General features: G+C 70.7%; 23 protein-coding genes. 6 read left to right on the top strand and 17 right to left on the bottom strand.

What is annotated here, in order from left to right; translation table 11 throughout:
* The 3 genes from BLW04_RS12765 to BLW04_RS27550 all read right to left on the bottom strand — a co-directional run bounded on the left by BLW04_RS12765 (nt 1) and on the right by BLW04_RS27550 (nt 2,756).
* Nucleotides 1–216, bottom strand: coding sequence for a hypothetical protein (locus BLW04_RS12765; protein ID WP_091541581.1), 216 nt, complete (start codon nt 214–216; stop codon nt 1–3).
* A gap of 297 nt (nt 217–513) precedes the next feature.
* On the bottom strand, nt 514–1,959 hold the full coding sequence (locus BLW04_RS27555) for a diguanylate cyclase domain-containing protein (protein ID WP_217631021.1): 1,446 nt from the start codon (nt 1,957–1,959) through the stop codon (nt 514–516).
* Nucleotides 1,926–2,756 (bottom strand): EAL domain-containing protein, encoded by an 831-nt coding sequence (locus BLW04_RS27550; protein ID WP_217631020.1) that lies wholly within the window; start codon nt 2,754–2,756, stop codon nt 1,926–1,928. The genes BLW04_RS27555 and BLW04_RS27550 overlap by 34 nt, the downstream gene beginning before the upstream one ends.
* Nucleotides 2,757–2,885: 129 nt before the next feature.
* On the opposite strand from BLW04_RS27550, the gene BLW04_RS12755 reads away from it, so the two are divergent.
* Both BLW04_RS12755 and BLW04_RS12750 read left to right on the top strand, forming a co-directional pair.
* The gene (locus BLW04_RS12755) at nt 2,886–3,854 is read left to right on the top strand and encodes a GAF domain-containing protein (RefSeq protein ID WP_091541419.1); all 969 of its coding nucleotides are present in this window, start codon (nt 2,886–2,888) and stop codon (nt 3,852–3,854) included.
* Complete coding sequence (locus tag BLW04_RS12750; RefSeq protein ID WP_091541415.1) at nt 3,803–4,009, top strand: hypothetical protein; 207 nt, start codon at nt 3,803–3,805, stop codon at nt 4,007–4,009. Before BLW04_RS12755 ends, BLW04_RS12750 begins: the two co-directional genes overlap by 52 nt.
* A gap of 5 nt (nt 4,010–4,014) precedes the next feature.
* Here the strand turns inward: BLW04_RS12750 and BLW04_RS12745 are convergent, their stop codons facing one another.
* Nucleotides 4,015–4,341 carry an EthD family reductase gene (locus BLW04_RS12745; protein ID WP_091541413.1) on the bottom strand — a complete coding sequence of 109 codons (327 nt, stop codon included), beginning with the start codon at nt 4,339–4,341 and terminating at the stop codon, nt 4,015–4,017.
* Nucleotides 4,342–4,434: 93 nt separating this feature from the next.
* Entirely contained in the window at nt 4,435–5,175 is a 741-nt protein-coding gene (locus BLW04_RS12740) for a GntR family transcriptional regulator (RefSeq protein WP_254781460.1), read from the bottom strand.
* 84 nt (nt 5,176–5,259) lie between these two features.
* On the opposite strand from BLW04_RS12740, the gene BLW04_RS12735 reads away from it, so the two are divergent.
* Nucleotides 5,260–6,288 carry an ATP-dependent 6-phosphofructokinase gene (locus tag BLW04_RS12735; protein ID WP_091541406.1) on the top strand — a complete coding sequence of 343 codons (1,029 nt, stop codon included), beginning with the start codon at nt 5,260–5,262 and terminating at the stop codon, nt 6,286–6,288.
* A 12-nt stretch (nt 6,289–6,300) separates the two neighbouring features.
* Here BLW04_RS12735 and BLW04_RS12730 read toward each other — a convergent pair whose 3' ends face one another.
* The 4 genes from BLW04_RS12730 to BLW04_RS12720 all read right to left on the bottom strand — a co-directional run bounded on the left by BLW04_RS12730 (nt 6,301) and on the right by BLW04_RS12720 (nt 10,285).
* Nucleotides 6,301–7,206 carry a hypothetical protein gene (locus BLW04_RS12730; protein WP_091541402.1) on the bottom strand — a complete coding sequence of 302 codons (906 nt, stop codon included), beginning with the start codon at nt 7,204–7,206 and terminating at the stop codon, nt 6,301–6,303.
* A gap of 148 nt (nt 7,207–7,354) precedes the next feature.
* Entirely contained in the window at nt 7,355–8,026 is a 672-nt protein-coding gene (locus BLW04_RS28405; protein ID WP_254781472.1) for a metallophosphoesterase, read from the bottom strand.
* Nucleotides 7,975–8,655, bottom strand: a complete 681-nt coding sequence (locus tag BLW04_RS28400) for a hypothetical protein (RefSeq protein ID WP_254781458.1) — start codon at nt 8,653–8,655, stop codon at nt 7,975–7,977. Before BLW04_RS28400 ends, BLW04_RS28405 begins: the two co-directional genes overlap by 52 nt.
* 37 nt (nt 8,656–8,692) lie before the next feature.
* A complete protein-coding gene (locus BLW04_RS12720) occupies nt 8,693–10,285 on the bottom strand; it encodes a CYTH and CHAD domain-containing protein (protein ID WP_091541578.1) in 1,593 nt (530 codons plus the stop codon).
* 122 nt (nt 10,286–10,407) lie between these two features.
* Here BLW04_RS12720 and BLW04_RS12715 point away from each other — a divergent pair, with 122 nt between their 5' ends.
* Nucleotides 10,408–11,397, top strand: a complete 990-nt coding sequence (locus BLW04_RS12715) for an endonuclease/exonuclease/phosphatase family protein (protein WP_091541576.1) — start codon at nt 10,408–10,410, stop codon at nt 11,395–11,397.
* Here the strand turns inward: BLW04_RS12715 and BLW04_RS26715 are convergent.
* The 7 genes from BLW04_RS26715 to BLW04_RS12690 all read right to left on the bottom strand — a co-directional run bounded on the left by BLW04_RS26715 (nt 11,377) and on the right by BLW04_RS12690 (nt 16,828).
* A complete protein-coding gene (locus BLW04_RS26715) occupies nt 11,377–11,883 on the bottom strand; it encodes a hypothetical protein (RefSeq protein ID WP_091541398.1) in 507 nt (168 codons plus the stop codon). The genes BLW04_RS12715 and BLW04_RS26715 overlap by 21 nt on opposite strands.
* Nucleotides 11,884–12,308: 425 nt before the next feature.
* Entirely contained in the window at nt 12,309–12,524 is a 216-nt protein-coding gene (locus tag BLW04_RS12705) for an RNA-binding S4 domain-containing protein (protein WP_091541395.1), read from the bottom strand.
* Nucleotides 12,525–12,541: 17 nt separating this feature from the next.
* Nucleotides 12,542–12,970: an MOSC domain-containing protein gene (locus tag BLW04_RS12700; protein WP_254781456.1), complete on the bottom strand. Its 429-nt coding sequence runs from the start codon at nt 12,968–12,970 to the stop codon at nt 12,542–12,544.
* Between the two features lie 1,013 nt (nt 12,971–13,983).
* Nucleotides 13,984–14,292 (bottom strand): hypothetical protein, encoded by a 309-nt coding sequence (locus tag BLW04_RS25890; protein ID WP_139306834.1) that lies wholly within the window; start codon nt 14,290–14,292, stop codon nt 13,984–13,986.
* An 83-nt stretch (nt 14,293–14,375) separates the two neighbouring features.
* Nucleotides 14,376–14,537, bottom strand: coding sequence for a hypothetical protein (locus BLW04_RS26710; protein WP_175484031.1), 162 nt, complete (start codon nt 14,535–14,537; stop codon nt 14,376–14,378).
* Between the two features lie 3 nt (nt 14,538–14,540).
* The gene (locus BLW04_RS12695; protein WP_091541388.1) at nt 14,541–14,987 is read right to left on the bottom strand and encodes a hypothetical protein; all 447 of its coding nucleotides are present in this window, start codon (nt 14,985–14,987) and stop codon (nt 14,541–14,543) included.
* Nucleotides 14,984–16,828, bottom strand: a complete 1,845-nt coding sequence (locus BLW04_RS12690) for a type IV secretory system conjugative DNA transfer family protein (RefSeq protein ID WP_091541386.1) — start codon at nt 16,826–16,828, stop codon at nt 14,984–14,986. The genes BLW04_RS12695 and BLW04_RS12690 overlap by 4 nt, the downstream gene beginning before the upstream one ends.
* A gap of 325 nt (nt 16,829–17,153) precedes the next feature.
* On the opposite strand from BLW04_RS12690, the gene mobF reads away from it, so the two are divergent.
* Both mobF and BLW04_RS12680 read left to right on the top strand, forming a co-directional pair.
* Nucleotides 17,154–21,335, top strand: a complete 4,182-nt coding sequence (gene mobF / locus BLW04_RS12685; protein ID WP_091541383.1) for a MobF family relaxase — start codon at nt 17,154–17,156, stop codon at nt 21,333–21,335.
* A gap of 54 nt (nt 21,336–21,389) precedes the next feature.
* Nucleotides 21,390–21,725 (top strand): hypothetical protein, encoded by a 336-nt coding sequence (locus BLW04_RS12680; RefSeq protein ID WP_091541379.1) that lies wholly within the window; start codon nt 21,390–21,392, stop codon nt 21,723–21,725.
* Nucleotides 21,726–21,985: 260 nt separating this feature from the next.
* On the opposite strand, the gene BLW04_RS12675 is transcribed toward BLW04_RS12680, so the two are convergent.
* On the bottom strand, nt 21,986–23,398 hold the full coding sequence (locus tag BLW04_RS12675) for an IS1380 family transposase (protein ID WP_091541376.1): 1,413 nt from the start codon (nt 23,396–23,398) through the stop codon (nt 21,986–21,988).
* Nucleotides 23,399–23,518 lie beyond the last annotated feature (120 nt).

Raw genomic sequence — 23,518 nt, 5'->3', positions numbered from 1 at the left:
TCAGCCCAGCGTGCGGCAGCTCGGGCAGACGTCGGTCCCGGTCATCGGCCAGGTCTGCTCGGTGCTGACCCGGGCGAGGGCGCCGCACGCGGTCAGTTCGCAGGCCCCGTCGACCTCGGCGGCCGGGCGGCGCATTTCGACGACGTGCCAGAGGGCGGCGGTGGGCCCGTGCGCACGGCTGCGGGCGGCAACGTGGATGGCGGTGTCAACGGTCACACCCCAGTTGTCGGCATCGATCCGGACCGGCCACAGTCGCCTCCGGCCCACTCACCCCTTTAGGGTCAGCGACCCCGGGCACCCGTATCCCGGGCGGCGTGGCACCGTCGCGGGCATCCGCTCCCGAGCGCCGTGGCGGCCTCGTGCAGCTCACCACACTCGGTCACGCCTGTGTCGTACTCGCCGACGCCGACGCCGACGCCGCTCACCCGGCTGGCGCCCGGGAGTCCCTTGAGGTGTGAGCCGGCGCCGGGACGATGCTCCACGTGGAACACCGCCCCGGTCCTTGACCGGCCGTCAGGACAGGCGCGTCTTGCTCTCGTACATCCGCATGTCGGCACGGCGCAGCAGCCCGTCGACGTCACCGTCGTCCTCGGGCTGCAGGGTCAGCCCGACGCTCACCCCGACCGACAGCTCACAGCCGCGCACGTCCAGCGGCCGGCTGACCGCGGTGGCCAGCGCCGTGGCCACCTGACCGGCCTCCTGACGGGCGGTGGCCGGATCCAGTCCGTGCAGCGCCACCACGAACTCGTCGCCGCCCAGCCGGGACAGCAGGTCGGTGCGGCGCAGGCAGCCCCGCAGCCGGCCGGCGATCTCGGCCAGCACCTCGTCGCCGGCGGCGTGCCCGTACCGGTCATTGACGGCCTCGAAACCGTCGAGATCGAGGAACAGCAGCGCCACCGCGCGGCCGCCCAGCTTGGCGTCCCACAGCGCGGTCTGCACCTGCTCGGCCATCCGCCGCCGGTTCATCAGCCCGGTCAGCGGGTCGGTGTAGGCCAGCTGCTCGATCCGCGCCAGGGCGCTGCGCGTGCGGTCCTGTGCCTGGACCAGCGCCCGCTGCGCCTCGACCCGCTCGGTGACGTCCTGCTGGACGCCGATGTACTGCACGACCGCGCCGCTGGCGTCGATCACGGGGGCCAGGTGGCACTCGTTCCACCAGGTGCTGCCGTCGGCCCGGTGGTTGAGCAGCACCTCACTCGCATCCCGGCCGGCGTCGACCGCGGCCCGCATCCGGCCCACCGCGGCAATGTCGGTGTCCGGGCCCTGCAGGAAGCGGCAGTTGCGGCCGAGCACCTCCTCGGCGCGGACCCCGGACAGCCGTTCGAAGGCGGGGTTGACGTAGATGAGCGGCTGGTCGGGCAGCCGCATGTCGACGATGGTGACGCCGCTGGTGGTCGCCGCCAGCGCCCGCTGCAGCAGCGCCTCCCCGGGACCGCCGACCGCGGCGCCGGCCAGTGCCTGCCGGGCCTGGGCCCCGCGCCGACGATCGGTGGCGCGCGGAGGCCGCTCGACCCCGCGGTCCGGGCCGAGCGGCCGCGGGGCCACCCGGCCCATCAGCGAGCGGGCCGCCCGGACGACGGTGTCCCGGTCGTAGGTGAGTGCGAACTCGAAGGTGCGCTGCAGGTCGGGGCCCTCGTCGTGCAGGTCGCGGGCCAGTAGGGCGGCGCTGAAGTGCGGGCTCAGGACGACGACGTCCCACTCCCCCCGGACCGGGTCGTCGGGCCGCAGGTGGGTACCGCGCACTCCGGGCAGCGGGTCGACCGGCAGGCCCTCACCGAGAGCGGCGACGAAGCCGACCCGGGATACCAGGTCGCGGTAGCGCAGCGTGGTGGCCGGCGTGACGTGCCGGGCCTCCTGGAAGGTGGCGGCCACGACGCAGGTGTCGCCCAGCCGCATGGCCTGGCGCTCCAGCTGCTTGGACAGCTCGATCAGCAGCGCCTTGGGCGCCCGGCGCAGCGACACCTCCGGGGACAGGCACTGGAACGGCGAGATCGCGTCGTCCCCGGCCTCGACCGGCCGGGGGCCGGCAGCGCGATCCGGCCGCTGGGGCGGTCGCGGACGGCGCCGGCGGCCGGACGGCCGAACAGCCAGCCCTGGCCGAGGGTGGCGCCGAGGGCCCGCGCCATCCGGAGGTGGCCGGCGTCCTCGATGCCCTCGGCGAGCACGAGTGCGCCGGAGGCCTCGGCGTAGGCGTTCACGGCGTTCATGATTTCGGCGATGGCCGGGCCGGGTCGCTCCTGCACCAGCCGCAGGTCGAGCTTGACCACGTCGGGACGCAGCAGCGGCATGAAGGCCAAGGACAGCGAGTCCGCGCCGACGTCGTCCAGGGCGATGCGCCAGCCGAACTCGCGGACCCGGACGACGGTGCGCAGCAGCTCGGCCGGGCGGGCGGCCAGCGCCCGCTCGGTGATCTCCAGGACGACGTTCAGCCGGCCGGGGGCGTCGGCGACGCTGCGGGCCAGCTCGGCCAGCGGCGCGTCGTCCAGCACCTCGGGCTCGACGTTGACGAAGACCGTCAACGGGGCGAGCAGGCCCTGCTCCACGGCGCCGCGGAGGGCGGCAGCTCGGCAGGCGGCGTCCAGCTCGGCGAGGCACCCGGCCTCGCGGGCAGCGGCGAAGAGCACGTCGGGCGACCGCAGCGGGCCCTCCGGGCCACGGGCCAGCGCCTCGTAGGCGACCACCCGGCCACTGTCGAGCTCGACGATGGGCTGGAAGAGGCTGTGCACCTCGCCGGCCCGGACCACCTGACGGACGGTCAAGGGGACCTCCTGGACACTCTCCACGTCGGTGTGATCGGGACCCGGCGCGCCCTGGTGGAGTCTGGCAGCATCGACCTGCCTCCAAGAGGTGAGCAGCATTGCTCCAGAGCTCGGACGGTCGGGGGAACGATGGGCACGGACGACGAGTACGAACTGCCGACGTGGGCGGCGTTGCCGGCCCAGCCGCACGAGGAGTTCGACGCGCTGGCACGCACGCTCGCCGAGCGCCTGTCGGTGCCGATGACGTTCGTCGTCCTCGTGTCCAAGGGCGGCCAGGTGTTCCCCGGGGCGTACGGGTTGCCGGCGCGGTGGGACGATCGCCGGTCGATGCCGTTGAGCGGCTCGCCCAGCCAGCAGATCGCCCGCACCGGCCGCTCGATGGCGATCCGTGACATCCGGGAGGTCCCCGTCCTGCGGGACACCCCCATCCTTCGGGAGTTGAAGGTTGCCGCCTACGCGGGAGCGGTCGTGCCTGATCCGCTCGGCCGTCCCCTCGGCGTCCTCTGTGCGATCGATGTGCGGCCGCGCGACTGGTCGGCAGACGACCTCGCTGTGGTGGACGCGCTCGCCGCGCAGTGCGGCCAGCAACTGCAGCGGACGGCGCTCGAGCTCGCCGAGCGGGAGTCCCGAGCCGCCTGCGAGCGCGCGGCGACCGCTGCCCAGCAGGCCGCCCGGGCGGCGCAGGCCGCGTTCGAGGAGGCCGAGGCCGAGGCCGATCGGGCCCGACTCGTCGCCCGGCTGGGTACCGCGCTGCTCGCGAGCGAGACCCTCGGAGACGTGCTGCGCACCGTAGACCGCCTGGTCCGCTCACCGCTGGGTGCGATCGCGGTGGTGCTCGGGCTGGCCGAGGCCGGCAGCGCGCTACTCCAGGCGTACCCGACCGGTCCGTCGTCGGGGCCCGGGGGGTGCCGCGAGCTGAACGTGGAGGATTCCCATCCGCTGGCCGTCGCGGTGCGGGAGCGCCGGCTGGTCACCGTGCCGACCCGGGTGGAGGCCGACTGGCTCTTCCCGGGGGGCGCCTGCCCAGCGACCCGCCCGCCGAGTCCGTGCTGGCCCTGCCGTTGCTGCTCGGCCAGCACGCCTCCTCGGGGGCGCTGATGCTCGCCTGGTCCGAGCGGCGGGAGCTGGACCCGGCGCTGCGCACGGTCGTCACCGACCTGGCCCAGCAGCTGGGCCCCGCGGTCGACCGGGTGCTGCTGGCGGCTGCGCGGCAGCACCTGGAGCGGTCGCTGCCGGCGGTCGCTGCCGGCTGAGCCGCTCAGCCGGGGGTCGGTCCCGGGCCGTGCGGCTCGGCGGAGAACATGGTGACCAGCTCCATGCCACCCCACTGCTGCAGGTTCTCGCCGCTGGCGGCCCACTCCGGCGAGGCGAAGGCCGCCTTCATCGCCTCGGGCGAGGTGAAGACCAGCTCGGCGATCAGGTGGTAGGCAGGCTTCCCGACGAACTGCCGGATCACCCGGTGGACCCGGTTCTCGACCAGGCCGGGGGTCTTCTCCACCAGCGGGACGTGCGTGCCGAAGTACTTCTCCTCGAAGTCCGCCGGGTCGTCCGGGGTCTGGTACAGGGCGAAGTAGCTGACCGTCATGCGGCTCCCCTACCCCGGAAGGCGGGTCAGCGACCCCCACGGACACCTCGAACTCGACCTGGCCGACGTCGGAGGCGAGGGACTGGAGGGACGTCAGCGACCGCCGACCGACACCTCGAACTCGACCTGGCTGACGTCGGGGCGGAGCCTGGAGAAAGAGTGCACCAGCGGGTGCCCGGAGCTGTCGCGGACGGTGGTGCGCACCACCAGCAGCGGAGAGCCGGCGACGACCTGCAGCGCGTCGGCCTCGTCGGCCGCCGCCGTCCCGACGTCGACGACGATGCGGGCGTGCGCCAGGTCGGCCTGGTACTCGCGGCGGAGGAACTCGTAGAGCGAGCCGTGGCCGAAGTCCTCGGTGGCCGCCTTGGGGTAGGTCCCGGCCGGCAGGAAGCTGCGGACGACGTGGTTGGGGAGGCCGTCGACGCTACGCAACCGGATGAGCTCGATGACGTCCTCGGCGGTGCCCACGCCCAGTTCTGTGGCGATCGCCGGAGCCGCCGGGACGATGCGCTGCTCCAGGACAATGGTGCCTACCTGGGCGCCCTGCTCGGTCATCACCGAGTGGAAGCCGGCGATCCGGTGGACGAAGCTCTCGCGGTACTCGTGCCGGATGCCCGGACGACTGACGAAGGTGCCGCGCCCCTGCTCGCGGATCAGGTGCCCGTCGGCGACCAGGCCGTCGACCGCGCGGCGGAGGGTGATCCGGCTGACGCCGTACTCGGCGCAGAGCACGGGCTCGGGTGGGAGGAGGGTGTGCTCGGGAAGTGCCGAGGCGCGGCGGCGGAGCGCCTCGCGCACGGCGAGGTACTTGGGTCCCGCCTCGGAACTCGACACACCCGAAAGGTACTGCACGATGAGACGTCTAGACGTCATAACGTCTGATGTCGCTGGCGACATCACCCGATCGAAGGAGACCGCGTGCGCATCGGAGTCCTCACCGGCGGCGGCGACTGCCCGGGCCTGAACGCGGTGATCCGGTCGGTGGTGCGGACGGCGGAGCTGAGCTACGGCAGCGAGGTGGTCGGCTTCCGCAACGGTTGGCGTGGCCTGCTGGAGAACGAGTCGACCCCGCTGTCCATCCCGCGGGTGGACGGGCTGCTCACCCGCGGCGGCACCACGCTCGGCTCGGCCCGGGTCGCTCCGGAGCAGCTGAACGACGGGATCGACCGGATGCGCGACGTGCTGGCAACGCACGCCGTCGACGTCCTGGTACCGATCGGCGGGGAAGGGACGCTGACCGCCGCCGCGATGCTGTCCCGCGCCGGCGTGCCGGTCGTGGGAGTGCCGAAAACCATCGACAACGACATCGACGGCACCGACCTGACCTTTGGCTTCGACACCGCGGTCAGCATCGCCACCGAGATGATCGACCGACTGCACACGACCGCGGAGTCCCACCAGCGGGTGCTGCTCGTGGAGGTGATGGGCCGGCACGCGGGCTGGATCGCGCTGCACGCGGGGCTGGCGTCCGGTGCGCACCTGACCCTGGTCCCGGAGGAGCCCTTCGACGTCACCGAGGTGTGCAAGCTGGTGACCAACCGGTTCGACCGCGGCGACTCGCACGTCATCGTCGTGGTGTCGGAGGGGGCGACCCCGAAGCCGGGCAGCATGCGGCTGCGCGACGGCGGGCTGGACGAGTTCGGGCACCGACGGTTCACCGGCGTGGCGCAGCAGCTGGGCGACGAGCTGGAGCGGCGGACCGGCAAGGAGGTCCGGACGACGGTGCTCGGCCACGTGCAGCGCGGAGGAACGCCGACGTCCTTCGACCGGGTGCTTGCCACCCGGTTCGGATTGCACGCCACCATTGCCGCCCACGAGGGGCACACCGGGCAGATGGTGGCCCTTCAGGGGACCCGGATCCGGCTGGTGCCACTGGCCGACGCCGTCGCCCGGCTGAAGACCGTGCCCGCGGAACGGCTTGCGGAGACCGCCGCCTTCACCGGCTGAAGAAGGGCGCCGTCACCACCGCCAGGTGAAGCCGACGACGCACTCGCCGTCCGGCACCAGCTCGACCGACGCCTGACCGGCGACGAGCTGCACCGCGAAGGTCTCCTCCGGCTCGGTCGCCTCGACCGAGGCCCACCGGCCCCGCAGCACCTCACGCGGCAGCGCCGCCTGGTCGAAGCGCACGGTCAGCGCGACGTGCCGGACAGAGGCGGAGACGCCGCGGCGAAACTCCGGCGCCGGCGGCTCGGGGTAGGCGAACACCGTCTGGTACTCGAGGTGGACGGTCTGACCGGGCAGCAGCGGCTCGGTCAGCGCGATCTCCACGACGTGGATCGGGCCGCCGGCCACCCGGAAGGCGGTGGTCGGCGTGCCGCCGGCCAGCACCGCCACGGCTGCGTGCGGGGTGTCGAAGGCGTAGTGGTAGCGGTCGGTGGCCTCCACCGCCTCCAGCAGCTGCCGGGTCAGGTGCATCCGCGGAGCCCGGTCGGCGCCGATCTCGTGGTGCTCGGCGACCTGCAGGGTGCGCGCGGTGCGCCGCGGCATCGGCTGGTCCGCGGCCAGGGCGGTGGCCACGACCAGCCGGTGACCGCTGGTGCGACCCCGGCGCAGCGCGCGGAGCTCCTCGGCGTGCTCGGTGGTCAGCAAGAACGCCGCGATGAACAGCTCGAGGGTCCGGTCGGACAGTCGCTGCCCGTTCAGCGCGCGGCCGACCCGGTTCTCCAGGCTGCGCGCCCGGTGATGGACCCCGACCTCGCCCGTCTCGAACAGGTGGGCGGCGAGCACGGCGGCGATGGCGGCGCGGGGCAGTTCGGCGCGCCGCACGCTGCTGCGCACCTGCCACAGCCGGCGGTAGCGCGGCTCGGCCAGGAGCACGGTGAGGCGCTGCGCCGCCATGCGCAGGCCGACGTCTGAGTCCATCGCCCGCCTCCCGCGGCCGTGCGGCCACGTCGCGGCCACGTGGAGTCTGTATCAACGGCGTCGGCGTCCGCGATGCGCGGGGGATCACGGCCGCCGCCAACCTGCTGACGAGCGGACGCCGCCCTGACCCTGCGGCACTCGCCGGTCGTCAGCGCGGCGGGGTCGGTCTCCCCGGCTGCAGCTCGATGACGGTGACCTCAGGGCGCGCGCCGACCCGCATGGGCGGCCCCCAGTACCCGGCGCCGGCGGTGACGTAGAGCTGCGTGGGCCCCTGCTGCGACCAGCCCTCCACGACCGGCTGGTCGAGGCGGACGGCGTAGTCGAAGGGCCACAGCTGGCCGCCATGAGTGTGCCCGGACAGCTGCCCGTCGACCCCGGCAGCGCGGGCCTGCTCCACCTGCAACGGCTGGTGGGCGAGCAGCACGACCGGAACGGCGTCGTCCCGGCCGTCGAGGGCGGCGTCGAGGTCGGCGCCGTGCCCGGGGACGCCCGAGCGCGCCGCGGTGCGGTCGTCGATGCCGGCGAGGTCGAACGACGCCCCTCCACGGCGGATGGGCACCCGCTCGTTGCGCAGCACGTCGACGCCGAGCGTCGGCAGGTGCCGCAGCCAGGCGCGGGTGTCGACGAAGTACTCGTGGTTGCCGGTCACGAAGAAGACGCCCTGCTCGCTGACGAGGTCGGCGAGGGGGGCGACGTCCTCGCGCAGCTCGTCGACCTCGCCGTCCACGAGATCGCCGACGATGGCCACGACGTCCGGGCGCTGGGCGTTCACCGTCTCGACCACCCGCTCGAACCGCCGGCCTCCGTAGGTGGCCGACAGGTGCCCGTCGGAGAAGGTGACGATGCGCAGCCCGGCGAGCTCCGCTGGCAGGTTCGGCAGGTGGATCGGGATGCGCCGGACGACGGGTGCGGAGTTGGCGAGCACCGCACCGGCGCCTGCCGTCCCCAGCGCCACCGCGCCGGCGCCGACGGCGAGGGTGCGGGCGAGGAAGAGGCGGCGGGAGGGGGCTGTGACATCGCGATCCTGGCGGATCGCACCGCCACCAGGTGCCGTCCCCCGTCGAGTGGAGCCGCTTCGTCGTCCCTGCGCGGGACCCTCCGGGCCCCACTCGGGCCGGCCTCGGCGGCCCGGCTACGGCGCTCGGCCACCCGGGCGATCAACCGGATGGGCTCGGTGAGCAGCGTGGTGAGGAACAGGTAGAACGCCAGTCCGAGCCAGCTGTACCCGACCCAGGCCAGCGGTGCGCCGGCCGCCAGCGGCAGCTGCCCACGCAGGCCCACGGCCAGCGTCGGCAACAGCGCGAGGACGACCGTGAGCAGGGTCAGCCGGCGGCGCAGCCGGCCCGGCAGCGTGGTGCCCCGGACCAGCCGCCACCAGACGTAGCCGTGCAGCAGCAGCATGGCCAGCAGCACCACGGCGCCGAAGCCGAGCAGGGCGATCAGCGCCACGCGCACGACCCGCGCGGCCGGCCCGGGAGCCGGCCGCTCACGCCGGGCGCAGCGGGAGCGCCTGGCGGACGGCCGGCCAGCGGAGCCAGAACTCCCGCTCCGCCTGCGCGCACCGGGCCTCCTCGAGGGCGTGCAGCCGGCCGTAGGTCCACGCGTTCTCCCCGGCGGTGAAGGCCTGGGAACCCAGCCGGGTGCACACCTCGCGGGTGAGGAAGGTGTCCTGCCGGTCGCCGAGGACCTGCTGGGCCTCCTTGAGCGTCGTGATCAGCCCGGTGACGGGGGCGCCGAGCACGGGCTCGGCCACCTCCGCGTTGTAGCGCAGCCGCTTGGCCGCCTTGCGGACGTCGTGCAGCGCGGCCGGGTCGTCGGCGTCGTCGGCGGCCTCCACAAGGTGGCGCAGCCGTCGGCCGGTGTGGGTGAGCACCTCGGCGACGACCGGGACGGCGGGCTCGGTGGCCCGCTCGGTCAGCGGGGGGTCGGCGGCCAGCTCGGCGAGAGTGTCGAGAGCGGACAGATAGCGGGGGCTGGCCAGCGTGCGCCGGGCCGCGTCGCCGCCGGCCAGGCCGTCGCGGAGGTCCTCCTGCTGCATTCGGGCAGCCACCGGGCCGAGCACGAGCTCCGGCGGCTGGCCGGCAACCAGCTCGCGGAGGTGGGCAACCGCGACCTCCGCGTCGCGGGAACCGGCCAGCTGGGCGCCGATCCACTGCAGCTCGGCGCGGACCGGCTCGACGGACTCGCGGTCGAGGACGGGCCGGAAGGCAGCCAGCACGCTGCGCAGCCGGCGGCAGGCGACCCGGAGCTGGTGGACTCCGTCGGGCTGGTCGCTGCGGACCATCACGTCGGCGTCCTGCAGGGAACGGGTCTGGGCGACGAGGGCGGCGCGGAGCACGTCGCCGGCGGTCAGTGCGGCGAGCGCCTCCTTCCGGCGGCGGCGCGCCTTCTTCCCGCCACCCTTCTTCTCCGGCTGGCCGGAGACGGCGGCGGCTGCTGGCGGGTCGGCCGGTGCTGCGACGGCGAGCCGGTTCCCGAGCACCCGGGTCAGCTTGGACGGCGACCGGCTGGGCTCCGCGCCGGCGGCGACGAGCGCGGCGCCCACCGCGGCGAGGAGATCGTCGTCCCCGCTGACCAGCTCGACCTCGACCTCGCGCCACGAGGTGACGACGGCCGCCTCACCGGGCTCGGCGGGGAAGGCCGTGCCGGTGACGTGGTCGTTGGCGACCTCGGCGAGCACCCGGCCGTCGACGTCCCGCAGCTCGGTGACGATGCGGCGGGTCCGCAGCAGCGCCACCTGGGTGGGCGCTGCGGAGCGGACGATGCCGACCACGGGGGCCAGCACGGCCTTGGGCGGCGTCCTGGCCGCCCGGCCGAGCGGGGAATGCAGCTCGCGGCGGGCGCCCGCGACGCCCGGCAGCTTGACGTGCCAGCCGGCGTCCGTGCCGCCGGTGCGCCGGCGGAGGGTGACCCGGGCGCGGCCCAGGCGCAGGTCGGCGGTGTCGTAGTAGGCGGCCTCCAGGACGTGTTCGACCGGTTCGTCGACCGAGGTCACTCCGGGCACGCCGGCGAGCCCTGGCAGCACGAACGTTTCTCCGACGTCGTACTTCCGCTCGATCTCCACGTGCACGTCGGCCACCGACACCACTCCTCGTCGTCTGCGGAGGACGGACCCCCGCCGGCGAGTCCTACCCCACGCAGGTGAACGGTGCACCCGACGCGGATCCGGCCGGGACAGGCGGTGCGGATAACGTGACGGCGATGTCTGCGCGCCAGGTCCTCCACCGCGTCCTCCGCCGCCGTCGGGGCGCTGCCGCGCTCACCGCCCCCTGGGCCGTCTGGGCGCTGCTGCGGGCGACGGGGATCGAGCGCGGCTTCCCGTTGGTGCCGGCGCTGGCGTTCACGCCCTACGCAGCGGCGACCAGCGTCCTGCCGGTGGCGGTGGCGGTCCGCAGCCGGGCGTGGGGTGCGGCCGCGGTGTCCGCCGCCGCGGCGGCGACGCTCACTGGGGCGGTGCTGAGCCGGGCCCGTCGGCGTCCGACGACGTGGGAGCCGGGCACCCGGCGGCTGCGTCTGGCCACGGTGAGCCTGCGGCTGGGACAGGCGGACCCCCAGGCGGTGGTGGACCTGGTGACCGACCACCGGGTCGACGTCCTCGCGCTGCAGGAGGTGACGCCGGAGGCCACGATCGCGCTCCGGACGGCGGGCCTGGGTGACCTCCTGCCGCACTCGCACGTGATCGCGGCGCGGGACGGCTCACCCCCGGCGGCCGGCGGCGCGCTGTGGTCCCGGCTGCCGATGCTGGAGCGCTGTGCGGTCGCAGGCCGGTTCGAGCAGCCGACGGCGCGACTGGGAGTGCCCGGGGCGCCCGACGTCGAGGTGACCGCGGTGCACACCAACCCGCCCTCGACCTCCCCGCAGTCGGTGGCCCGGTGGACGGCGGACCTGGCGGAGCTGCCGGCGCCGGAGACCGGGGTGCTGCGGGTGCTCGCCGGCGACTTCAACGCCACCCTGGACCACCGGGCGCTGCGGCGGGTGCTGGCCCTCGGCTACCGGGATGCCGCATGGGCCGTCGGCCAGGCCCTGCGGGCGACGTGGACGCCGCTACGGTCACCGGAGCCCCGGCTGACCTTGGACCACGTGCTGGTCGACCCGCAGCTGGGAGTGGCCTCGGTGACGCTAGTGCCGATCGCGGGCAGCGACCACCGCGCCGTCGTCGCGGAGCTCGTGCTACCCCAGCGCGCCGGCTGAACCCTCAGAACGGCCCCCGGGTGACTCCCCCGGCGGCCGCAGCCCCTGACCGCGGCGCAGTCCGGCGGCGTCGGTGAGCGCCAGCAGCTGACCGCGCAGCTCCCCGACCGGCGCGCGGTGCGGCCGGTGCCCCAGCGCGGTGCCGCCCAGCCGCCGCACACCCAGCAGATCGGCCAGCCCGGCCCGGGCGCCGGCCTCGGCGGCCACCGCACCCGCCGCACCCGCCGCACCCGCCGCAACCCGGGCATCGATCCGCGCCGCCCGCTCCGCCAGAGCCCGCTCCCGCGCCACCACCCCGTGCCGGCCGGCCGCCTCATCCAGCGCCACGGCCAACACCGGCCCGCCCGCGCCACGGCGGCCTTCCGGGGTCACCACGTCGATCCGCTGGTCGTGCGGCTCCGGGGCGACGTCGTTCAACAGCCGACGCAGCTCACGCTCCACGACCGATGACCGGTCGGGGCGCATCGCCATCAGCTGCTCGAACACATGTTCGGGAATACCGGACCAACTCGGGGCTGACCAGAGGATGTGGCAGCTGTGGACAGAGTGGTCGCTGGCAAGCCACCGGTCACGGATGGCCGGGCGAACGGCGCCCGGAGTGGGGGCTCATGCGGGGTCTTCGCCGACGGTGATGCGCATCAGCGCGCGCCGGCGCCCGCGGACAGGAGTCCGCCGGCTCGAGTCATCGAGTCGCCGGGCCCGCCCGGCGGGACCGGGTCGCTCAGCACGAGCCGCGAAGAGTTAGTTCCCCGGGCGGCGGGTTCCGCACCATCGCCGCCCGGGCATCCACGCACTGCCCGATGCACCACCGTCCTGCACACAATCTGTGTAGCCAACATGCGGACTCGCTGCGCGCCGGCGCGGCGTAACGCTCCGGAGCTGCCCGGCTGGAAAACCGGCCGAAAGCCCCGTCAGCCGATCCGCACGTCCTCCATTCCGGTCACCGACACAACGTCCCCCCGGTGCAGCTGTCGGCCCCGGCGCTCCTCCGGCTCCCCGTTGACCAGGACGTCCCCGCCGGCCAGGACGTCCTTCACCTGCGCGCCCGTGGGCACGGCGTCGACCAGCTTCAGCAGCTGCCCGAGGCGGATGGTGTCCTCACCGGACCGAATCTCGATGGTGCGCACGGGTCGATCTTCCCCGGTCAGGCCGGCGACACCGCATCGCCCACCGTCACCGTGCCCGGCCGCACGACCAGCGCCCCCACCGCCAGCGCTCCGCCGCGCTCCCGGTGGATCGTCTTCAGCACGCCGGTGTCCCGGCCGATCCCGCCCGCCTGCGGTCGCGTGGTCATCACGCACCGCGACACCCGCCGGACGACATCGAGCTCCGTCGTCCCGACTGTCACCCGGCTGCCCACCAGCGCGTCCTCCCCCTCGCCGGTGAGCACGACGTTGGCCCGGAAGCGCCGCCGGTCCCAGCCGCCGAGCGTGCCCCTGGACACCAGCGTCACCCGGGCGTCGGCGTTGTCGTGGAACGCCCCGTCGGCCCCCGAGAACGGGTTCCAGGACGACTCCTCCTCGTCCGGGTCCTCGTACCGCCGCGCGCCGGGCACGTCCGCGGACGACCGCACGGTCACCCGTCGCCCGGCCCAGTACGGGCCGAAGCGGGCTCAACGAGTCGGGCGCTGGCTTGGTGGAGTGCTACTGACTGGATCGAGGTCGAGGTCCGTGGAGCGTTGCGAGAACGCCGGGACCTCTGCCGTGGCCACCACATCGAAGCTGACACTGTGCTGGCTGTTGCTCGGGAGATGGCCCACTACGCCGACTTCCGTACCGGGCGGGACTGTCGGCCCACCAACGCCAACCTGGTGGCGCTGCTGCGGGTGTCGCTGTCGACGGTCCAGCGGGCTCGCCGTGTGCTGAAGGAGTTGGGCCTCGTGGTTGAGGTGGTCCGGGGCCGCTCGATCATGACGAGGGACGAGCGCCTCACGGCCTGGCAGCGGGGTTCGGCGCATCGGCGTATCGCTGCGGAGTTCGCCCTGTGCTCACGCCGGCGACGTCGGCCGACACGGCTTCAGCTTGTGGAGCGTGACACCCCACCCAGCGCTCCTACAGATAGATCGTTTGCTTACGACTCGACTACTCATCTTCAGACCACCACCGAAACGAGGAAGGCGGCTCCGCCGCCCGCTCATAACGAAAAGGTCACCCCGAAGCGCCGGCGTCCCGACCCAACGACCAGGCGTCTTGCTGAAGCGGCCAGGAGCCGGGTGGGCTGGCTGTCAGGAGTCTCGGCACAACGGCTGGCCCCGCCGCTCCACCGCTTTGCTCAAGCGGGCTGGACGCCCCGTGACGTCGATCGAGCGCTGGCCGATGCCCTCGGGTCTCGTGGGTGGCGCCTACCTCGCAGCATTGCTCAGCCGGCGGCGTACCTGGCGACGCTGCTGAGGGCGCTCGACCCCGAGGATCGACCGAGCGCCCTCGAGGAGTTCATGGCCGCCCAGGAGGCAGCGCAGCGGGCGTACGAGCGTCAGCTCGTCTACGGGACGCCATGTGCCCATGGCCAGCCAGCGGGCGCTGTTCCCTCGCCGGTCCACGGTCGTTTGGCGTGTGCGCTGTGTCGGGCGTAACCGCTACTTCGTGGTCAGAGAAGGTCACGGTCGCTTGCTGGTGGCGTTTTGCGGTGCGTTGGTCGAGGGTTGGCCAGGCGCTCGGTAGCTTGGATTCGACCGGTCTCAGTGATTGACCATAAGCGACGTTGGAAGCGGCACTGTTGAAGTGCAGCTACTCGATCTTCCATCTCGAAGCTGGCCCAGCCTTCACGGTGCAGGGCGGTCATGATGCCAGTGACCGAGTTGTGAAGAACCCCCACGGTGCCGGCAATTGCGCTCACTGGTTGAGCATCAGAGACCGACAGAAGATGGCGCAGCACCTTGGCGGTCTGAGTCGTCATCACGACGCCCCGTGAAGTTGATGGGGCTGCTACATCCATGCCCATTTCACGTTAGCGAGCGTGAGCATCAATGCCCAACTCGTTTAGGCCATGAGTAGCCAGTCCCGCTGCTTGAGCGGTAGCTCGGCGGGGTCATTGCGGTTGTAGGGGACCCACACGACGTGGGTGTTTCGGTCGGCGAAGTTATGGTGCGTCCGGCTCGTGAAGATGCGGACGAGACCAACGATGAAGAACAGGTCGAACACGGCCTATAAGTCGTGGGCAACGAGCTTCCAGGGAGACACCCGGGCAATGCCGTGGACACCGTTGGCGTTGACGGCGTGGACTGGCCGCACTCCCACGATCCAAGCCCCCCAGCTCACTCCCTGGCAGTCAAAGGCAAAGACCACCGAGGCCAGCGTGGCAAAGAACGCCGTTCCGTAGAGCACCGAGAACGGCTCGACGTAAGCGAAGCGGGGAAGCACGGCCGAGAAGAGGATCAGCTGGCCGACGATGAGGAGACCGAAGTCGATGGCGAAGACGGCGAAACGTTGAGCTGGGTTCGCCAACTTGACCAGGCCGGCGTACCCGTAGGCCGGGTCGATCGTCTGGGGACCAGCGTCCACCACGTCATCGGAGGTGACGTAATCACGCCGCCCGACGGGGCCATTGCCACCACCGCCGTAGAAATCGTTGAATTCGTTGGGGTTGGTCATGCTGACTCCTTCTCAGGATCGTCCTCGGGATCATCCTCGACGTCGTAATGGACACCAGCTTTTAGAACCCAGCGGCCGCGGGGTTCTTCGCCCTGCTCCTCGGCAGCTTCGACAATGTCGATGAAAGCAGAACAGGCCTGCATATAACGGTCGAGTAGTTGTCGGCCGTTGGGTTGGGTCTCAACCAGGAAGTATTCGCCCGTTGTCGGGTTGATTCGGTCCAGCTCAGGGATTGGCAGCATGAAGGCTGGGCTGATGTCGTGCGGGGTGCGCCACAAGAAGTACTCCATGGTGCTGACAATCATCTGGGGCCAAGGACGAGCGCCCCAGAGCGGAGACGGGTTGAGGTACTCAAAGCCGGTGGGGGGAAGGCGCAGCACGGCGTTGGGGTGACCTGGGAGCCCGTCACGCACCTGGTTGATGGGTACGACGGGAACCTCGTGCCAGGACTCTGAGACAGACCACCCTGGCCCTTGACTGGCGTCGATGGCTCCACCCGAACTGCCGTGGGTGGTGAGCTTGATCCACTTCTTGCCCAAGATGTTCGAGATGGTGGTGAGGGTCTTTTCGTTCTTGATGCCGGGCAAGACCATGACCTCGTTGTGCAGCGTCAGAAACGTGTCGCCGTCACGTCCGAACCGGCTCTCGACTTGGCCGAGGTCTTGGATGGCGGCCGAGATGACGAGGCCCTGGTCGACGCTCTGGCTGACCATGGACGGGTACGCCGGGTCGGGGGCGAGGTTGGTGAGTTCGTCGCACACCAGCAGCAAGGGCCGGCGGTCGGTGATCCCGTCGATTCGGTCTTCGTCGGCGAGGCGGCGGCAGGCGTCCCAAAACTGGCGAATGATCGTTCGCATGATGGCCTGGGCGTCTTCGGCGTCCCCGGTCGACGCAGTGACGTAAAGCGTGGGGTAGACGCCGGTGAGGGGCACTCCGCTGTTCTTGGTGACCCCCATGTCGCCAAGGGCGGCTTCGGCATCGCTGGCCGTGGCGAGGATGTTCAGCTCGCCCCGGCCAGTACTGATGAAGTCGTAGGCGTTGAAGTTGGGGTCTAGCGACCGGGCGAGCGTCTCGGGACGGTCGTAGATGTTGAGGGCCTGGGTCGAGGTCACCACGATCGAGTCCTTGATGCTCCCGCCCATGTTGGACAGCGAGTTCCACTTGTCGAGGGCTGCTTGGGCGTCGGTGGCGTGGTCCTCGGGAGCGTTGGTGAGGATCGCTTCAAGGCTGTCGAGAGCGGCGGCTACGCCGTTGATGACGCTGAGCACGAAGCGCATGTCACGGCCGTCGAGGTTTGCGGCATAGAGCGGGACAGCCATGTAGGCAGCGCCTAGGGACTCCCAGAACTTCTGGTTGGCGCTGCCGCCGGCGTCTCGGGTGCCCGAACCCGCAAGCCCAGCGGCGACCTTCTGGGCACCGCCCCACGTGCCTGCTTCGGCAATGGGTGAGAACCGCACCTCGACAGCTCCGTCGATGAGCGACCCACCCGTGGGGTCGAGGTGCTGAATCTGGTCACCGAAGCGAGCACGGACCAAGGCGGTGGCTTCAGCGAGATCCTTCTTCACGCTGAGGATCACGGCGGGGCCGTTCCAGGCCATGGCTTGGGGTGCGAGCCCGCCGTGGGACTTGTGCGACTTCGGCGGTCCGAGCCAAAGGCAGTTGCGCTCGGGATCGCTGAACACGGGCTCTAGCTGGCGCCCCTCGGCTGGGATGCCGACGCCGAGCCAAAGCCGCTTCTGCGACCAGCGGCTGGCTAGGTACTGCTCAAGGAGGGCGTACCAGGGGTCGACGTGATGAGTCAGCCAGTCCAGCTGGTTGGGACCCGGGTTGGTCTGCGTCATGACGCCCCTCGTGTGGCCCCTCACCCTTCGTAGCGAAGAGGAGAGAGAAGCGGACCGTAGGTACCCCCGTAGGCGAAGCGGTTGAAAAAACCGATGAACTCCGGCTCAGGGACGTCAGAGAGCTGGTGTAGTCGGCGTGTCATCACTCACGGTGATGAGGTTGCACCAGGGACCCTAGAAGTGGTTCAGGACCCTACGAGTGTTCTCCAGGTGGTCACGCTGTGCTGACGTGCCAGTACTAGGAGCTCGTGACTCATGCATTTCCTGACGGGAGAGGGTGTGGGCGGTACCGGACCAGGCTGAAGCGCAGTAGCGTCCATCGGTCATGGGGGCCGTCACCGTCGCTGCGGGAGCCGACCCCGACTACTACAAGCGCGAAGTCGTCGAGGCCCGAGAGGCGGCGATGGAGCGTGGCTACTACTCCAAGGCGGTCGTTGCCGGCGAGCCCGAGGGTGTTCTGCTGGGTCTCGGGCTAGAGCGCCTTGGGCTCACTGTGGGTAGCGAAGTCACCGAGCAGGTGTCAGCCACGCTGTTCGGGAAGTTGCAGGACCCGACGACGGGCCAGGCTCTGGGCCGTGCGATGGCCAACTACGCCAGCCCCGGCGAAGTCGTCTTACGCCAAGCGGCCAAAGCCGGGCTGGCGGTGGCGCCAGAGGCGCTGGCAGCGGCCAGGGAGAACGCCTCGCCCCGTACCGGGGTCACCCGAGCTCAGGCTCTCGACCTGGTTGCAGCGGTGCCCGGAGTGACCCCGGAGGAGGTCACCGCCGTAGGGATCGCAGCGACCAAGGGGACCCAGCGCAACGTCAACTACTACGACACCTGCTTCACGAGTGACAAGACCATCTCAGTTGCCCACGCTGCAGCTGACGCCGTGGGAGACAGCGCTGCGAGCGATGTCTTCGAGCAGGCCATGGTGGTGGCTTCCGAGGTGATGGTGGGCACCATCGACGAGGTGCTGGCCTACACACGCCCAGGCACCCACGGCAAGTCTGTGGGGGGACGGTCAGGCGGGCGCTACGCCAAGGCCGAGGGCGTGTCCTGTGCGGTCTATCGCCACCACACCAGCCGTGAAGGCGACATGCACGATCACTTCCACACCCTCGTGTTGAACCGGTCGAGGGACGACAGTGGCAAGTACCACGCCCTTGACGGCACGATGATTTTCAACTCCGTTCATCTCCTCACGGCCCTTGCTAGCCGAGCACAAGAGCTGACCATCACCGGCGGCCTTGGTTATCGCTGGGAGAAGAACCCCGACGGGTCTCGACGCTTGGCCGGCGTCGACGCTGAGGTGTGTGAACAGTTCTCCAAGCGGGGCGCCGCAATCGAAGCTCGCCTTGATGAGTGGGAGCGTAAATACGAACTCGACAACGGCGTGGCGCCGACCAAGAAGCAGCGTGATGGCGCTCATCGGCGCATTCAGCGCTCGACCCGCAAGGCCAAGTCCGAGCACCATGAGGTCCGAGGTGACGTCGTGGCGAAGTGGTCGGACGAGCTGGACAAGAGCCGTGGGACGTCGCTTGGCGAGGTCTACGAGTCGCTGCAGGACCGTGCAGGTGAGGGCCGTAAAGGGCATGAGGATCATTCCTCCTCCACCGAGGTGTTCGACGGCGGCCGGGCGGTAAGCGAGGCCCTCGACACGCTCAATGCCCAGCGTTCTAGCTACAGCCGCTCGCACCTGGCTTGGGAGATTGACCGGGCGCTGCCAGCGAATCTGCCAACGGGCATGACGATCGAGCGCTACCGGGAGGTGCTCGATAACCTGACGAACCAGGCAATCGAGCGGGCTGGCGTCGACCGCTTGACCCCGATCGGTGTCATCGACCGGGACGTCCCGGTCGAGATGGCGGCGCCCGATGGTCGTTCGGCGTTCACTCCCCCGGCCGATGAGGTCTATGCGTCGGTCGAGCAGCTGGCCCGTGAGTCCTACTTGGTGGGTCAGGCCCGAACGCTGGGCGCACCGAGGGTCAGTGTCGAGGTGGCAGCGGCGCTGGCTGGCAGCGCTGGGCTCTACGAAGACCAGGCAGCAGCGTTCAGGGCAATCCTGACGTCGGGTCGTTCGCTTGAAGTCCTGATCGGCCCGGCCGGCACCGGGAAGTCCTACACCGTTGGCCACCTCGCCAAAGCGTGGAACGAGGTCGGGTACGGCGGCCAGGTCATCGGGTTGGCGCTCAGTGAAGCGGCCACCCGAGTGCTCAAGGGTGAAGGGATCGAGCACTCGTTCAACCTCGCCCGCTGGCGCAAAGCTCAGCGGTTCATCGAAAGTGGTCGACCACGACCGGGCGACAAGGCGATGGAGATTCGCCGCGGCGCCCTGGTCATCATCGACGAGGCGGGGATGGCCGACACCGCCGCCATTGCGGCAGTGACGAAGGCAGCCGAGGCCGTGGGCGCCAAGGTTGTCCTCACCGGCGATCATCACCAGGTAGCTGCAGTCGAAGCCGGCGGCGTGATGGCCCTCTTGGCCGAGGATGAGTCGCTGCGCCGAGAGGGCGCCATCAGCGAGCTTGTCGAGGTCCAGCGCTTCACTGCGACCTGGGAAGGCCCAGCCTCTCTGCGCCTGCGTGAGGGCGACACAAGCGTCTTGGAGACTTATGACCGGGCCGGGCGCATTGTTGAGGTAGAGAGCCTCGATGAGGCCATGGAGGCGGTCTATGACTCCTGGCTGATCGACACCTTGGGCGCCAAGACGTCGATCATGGTCACGGCGACGACGGAGGAAGCTGCAGCACTTGCCACCCGGGCAAGGGCTGAGTTGATCGAGCTGGGCCGGGTCAGTAACGGTGCGTCGGTCGAGCTGGCCAACGGTTCGCTGGCGTCGACCGGCGACGTCATCGAGGCCCGTAAGAACGACCGGAAGATCACCGACCAGCACGGTGAACCCATCAGCAACCGGGACCGGTTGGTAGTTCAAGAGGTCCGAGACGACGGAACGCTGTGGGTCACTCGTGAGGGCTCCAAGGCCCGCCTGAGCCTCCCACCGGAGTACGTGGGCCAGTCGGTAGAGCTGGGCTATGCAGTGACCGTGCACGGCGCTCAGGGCCGCACGGTCGACTCCTCGTACGTCTTGGGTTCAGAAGCCCTCAGCGCCGAGACCCTCTACGTGGCCCTCAGCCGTGGTCGAGAGATGAACCGGGTAGTTGTGCCGACGATCCCCGGCGCCGGGGGCCACAGCCACGACGCCGGCGAAGAGCGCACGGCGCTCGGTCTGTTGTCGGGCGTGATGGAGCGGTCTTCGGCTGAGTTGTCAGCCACGGCCAAGAAGCACCAGCTCGTCGAGGCGTCGGAGTCGCTTGCTCGCATCGGGCCGGTGTGGAGCGAGGCAGTTGCTCGTCTCGACGAAGACAACGCCCCCATGCGCAAGGCCGTTGCCGACGTGCTGGGACCGGAGCTGATGGCCCGGGTCGATCACGACCCAGCAGCACCAGCGTTCTGGCGCACCGTGACGCTCACCGCCCAGGCCGGTACCGACCCCATCGACGCTCTGCGATCGACCCTTGCTGGTCGGGAGGTTGCGACCGGGAGCGACGTTGCAGCGCTCTTGACGTGGCGGATCACTACCAGCAGCTACATGGCCTGGGAGCCCGAGACTCTCAGCGGCGCAGCTCGCCTTGGGTTGGTCCCGGAGACCTATCTTGAGCGGACACAAGCGCCGCCGTCGCTTGGCCGGGATTCTCTGGCTGGCGATTCGGTCGGCGCCTACGCCCGGCGGCTCGCTGTGGCGATGGATAACCGCACGGCCGAACTCGGCCGTCGAGCAGCTCAGAAGCCCCCGGCGTGGGCAACGCTTCACCTTGGCGCCGTACCGGCCGAAGGCACCTCATCCCGGGAGGTGTGGGAGAGCCGTGCTGGTCGTGTCGAGGCGTATCGAGAGCAGTACGTCACCACCAAGGCCATCGGTGGCAATGACCCGATCGGGCGGGCTCCGAACGGTCGTTCAGCGCCCGAACGCTATGCAGATTGGAAGCTCGCCAACGCAGCACTCGGCAGGGACGCCGACCTCTTCCGTGACGTCTCGACGCTGCCCGACGTGCTGTTGCGCCATGCCGTCGAGACGTGGACCACCGAGCAGCAGAGTGCCCCCACCTACGTTCGCCACGAACTCGACCGGGCAGGCAAAGACGCTCTGCGGGCTCGCAGCCAAGCCGAGCGAGAGGTGGCCCGTTCTGGCGCTAAGCCAGGTCCCCACACGATGAAGCTGGTTGCCAAGGCCGAGGAGTTGGAGCGCTACAGCGAGAGCCTGCGCCAGATGCAGGTCGACCGTGACGAGTGGTTCGACCGCACCGCCGAGATGCGGACCACCGCCCGGGAGGCAGAATCCGAGCTTGCCCGGCGCTACCCAGAAGGCGACCCAACTGTCGAGGAGCCCAAGGTGGTGCAGGTACCCGAGGAAATGGAGACCTTGGACCTGGCCCGATATGAGCGCACCATGGAACGGAACCGCCAGCAGCAGCAAATTAACCAGCGAGACCGCTCCACCGGCCTTGGTGTCGGGCTCACGCCTTAGGAACTGTCACAGGCCAGCGCTACGGTTGATTCGGTGTTCAGGAGAGGTCCCAAGATGCGCTCAGCCAAGGAATTGAAGCTTTGCGCCGAGGCCGTTGCCCGGGAGCAGGCCGAAGGCTTCGACGACGCTCACTTTGTCCAGCACACCACCGGCATGGCGGCATCACTGGCCTGGGTGATGGGTGAGGCCGTCCCCTCCCCTATCAACCAGCGCAAGGCGCTCGACCCAACTCCTGACGTCATCGACGATGAGATGGAAGCAGCCCTCGACGTGATCTACCGGCGCCGGGCGCAGGATCAGATCGTTTCGATCCCCTACGCCCAGGGCGTAGAGCACACCTTGTTGTGGGTCCTCGAAGGTACCGACGACCCGCCCACTTCCCTCGACTAGTTCAACGGCGCCGCCCCGGTCGCATCAGGGCAGACCGGAGCGGCGTAACGCAGTCAGTTAGTCAGGGAGGGGCGAGCCCATTGAGCTCGGCCTAACCCGAATCTTTCGTCCGGCCGCCGGTGATCATCGGAATGCGACTCGGTGGGCCGCTGGGGTGTGATTCTGGCATCGGGGTGTGACTGTTCGGCCGATGTCGCTCGGGTGGGCGCCGGTTTCCACGGTCCGGGGTCGTGCGGGTCGTCTGGACGAAGGGCCGCCGGTCAGCCGGGGGCGGGCACCGGTCCGGCGGTCAGGGTGCGCAGCCGTGCGACGGCGTCGTGGACGACGGCGGCCCAGGGGTGGTGCTCGGCCAGGTGCAGCAGTCGGCGCCGGCCGGTGAGGGCCAGGGTGGCCGGGACGGTGAACAGCCTGGTCCGCAGCCGTTTGGGTTCCCAGCGTCGGGCGTCGGTGCCGGTCAGGGCGAGCATCTGCATCCAGGCGGTGAGCTCGCAGGCCAGCGCGACGATGGCGCACCAGATCTGGTTCTGGTCAAAGTCGTGCAGCGGCAGGTTGGTCAGCCCGGTGTCCTTCGCGCAGCGGATCCGGTCCTCAGCCCGGGCCCGGCGGCGGTGCCGCAGCTCCAGGTCGGGCAGCTGGCCGCGGGTGCTGTTGGTGGCGAACGCGGTGACCCGCAGCCCGTCGGCGTCGGTGATCCGCAGCTGCGCCCCGGGGTGCGGGCGTTCCTTGCGGGCGATCACCCGCATCCCCGGCGGCCACCCGGTCAGGTCCAGCAGCCCGGTGAGCTCGGCGACCCAGGCCCCGTCGCGGATCTGGTCGTTCGCGTCGTAGGCCGGCGTCCACACCTCGGCGGGGATCTTCTTGAGCAGCTCGGCGGTGTGGGCCGGCAGCCCGAAGCCGATCGAGTAGGACAACCGCTGCCCGTGCAGCCAAGTCAGGAAGGCGTGGCTCGCCCCGGCGCCGTCGGTGCGGATCAGGATCTTGCGGCCGGGACGGCTGCCTGGTCGGTGTCCGGGCAGCTGTGCCAACGCGGAGCGGGCCACGGTGATGTGGTCGGCGGCGGTGTTGGACCCGGCGTTCCCCGCGCGCAGAAGCACGGCCAGGGGCTCCCCGCTGCCCTCGGCCCCGTGGTCGAGGAAGGAGCACAGCGGGTGGTGCCCGAACCCACGCTTGAACGTCGGCGCCGCCTGTTCCTTCTCCGAGTGGGAGGTGACCAGCGTGGCGTCGATGTCCACGATCATCGGTGTAGCGGCATCGACGGCGTGGTCGGGAGCGTGTTCGCCGGCCAGTGCCCACACCGCCGCTCGCGCGGTTGCCCGGGCGGTGTTGATCGCCTTCAGCGCGGCGGGTGCGTCGGCGGCCAGGGCGTCGATCGTGCGGGAGACCGTCGGATCCGAGGCCACCCGGCCGTAGACCCGAGGCTCGGCGCGCAGCAGGGCGATGTCAGCCAGGCAGTCCCCGCCCAACGCCAGAGTCACCGCCAGATCGAGGACGACCTTGCCCGGGTCGTGGATCGCCAGCGGTTTGCGCCACGGCGAGAGCGCCGCCGCGAGCGCGCCGTCCAGTCCGGCAGCGGCGACGGTGTCGGTCAGCAGCACGCCACCGGCCTGACCGACCGCCGGCACGTCGGCCGTGTCGACCTGGACGCGGGGATAGAACCGGCTACGCTTCTTCACCTGGAATATGCTCCTCGATCGGCGACAGATGGACTCTCGACAAGTCCCATCCTTGCTGGTCAGGAGCACTTTTCAGTTGATCAACACCCGCTCACGCAGCTCTGCCGTGAAAGCCCCGGG

Source organism: Modestobacter sp. DSM 44400, assembly GCF_900107175.1.
Lineage (GTDB): Bacteria > Actinomycetota > Actinomycetes > Mycobacteriales > Geodermatophilaceae > Modestobacter.
Note: the sequence above shows the minus strand (reverse complement) of the source record. Positions and strands in the feature narration are given on the sequence as shown.

Bases quoted from the DNA above. Each gene is read 5' to 3' on its own strand.
- BLW04_RS12755 (WP_091541419.1), top strand. From the start codon at position 2,886: ATGGGCACGGACGACGAGTACGAACTGCCGACGTGGGCGGCGTTGCCG.
- BLW04_RS12745 (WP_091541413.1), bottom strand. From the start codon at position 4,341: ATGACGGTCAGCTACTTCGCCCTGTACCAGACCCCGGACGACCCGGCG.
- BLW04_RS12730 (WP_091541402.1), bottom strand. From the start codon at position 7,206: ATGGACTCAGACGTCGGCCTGCGCATGGCGGCGCAGCGCCTCACCGTG.
- BLW04_RS12715 (WP_091541576.1), top strand. From the start codon at position 10,408: ATGTCTGCGCGCCAGGTCCTCCACCGCGTCCTCCGCCGCCGTCGGGGC.
- BLW04_RS25890 (WP_139306834.1), bottom strand. From the start codon at position 14,292: ATGACGACTCAGACCGCCAAGGTGCTGCGCCATCTTCTGTCGGTCTCT.
- BLW04_RS12695 (WP_091541388.1), bottom strand. From the start codon at position 14,987: ATGACCAACCCCAACGAATTCAACGATTTCTACGGCGGTGGTGGCAAT.
- BLW04_RS12690 (WP_091541386.1), bottom strand. From the start codon at position 16,828: ATGACGCAGACCAACCCGGGTCCCAACCAGCTGGACTGGCTGACTCAT.
- mobF (WP_091541383.1), top strand. From the start codon at position 17,154: ATGGGGGCCGTCACCGTCGCTGCGGGAGCCGACCCCGACTACTACAAG.
- BLW04_RS12680 (WP_091541379.1), top strand. From the start codon at position 21,390: ATGCGCTCAGCCAAGGAATTGAAGCTTTGCGCCGAGGCCGTTGCCCGG.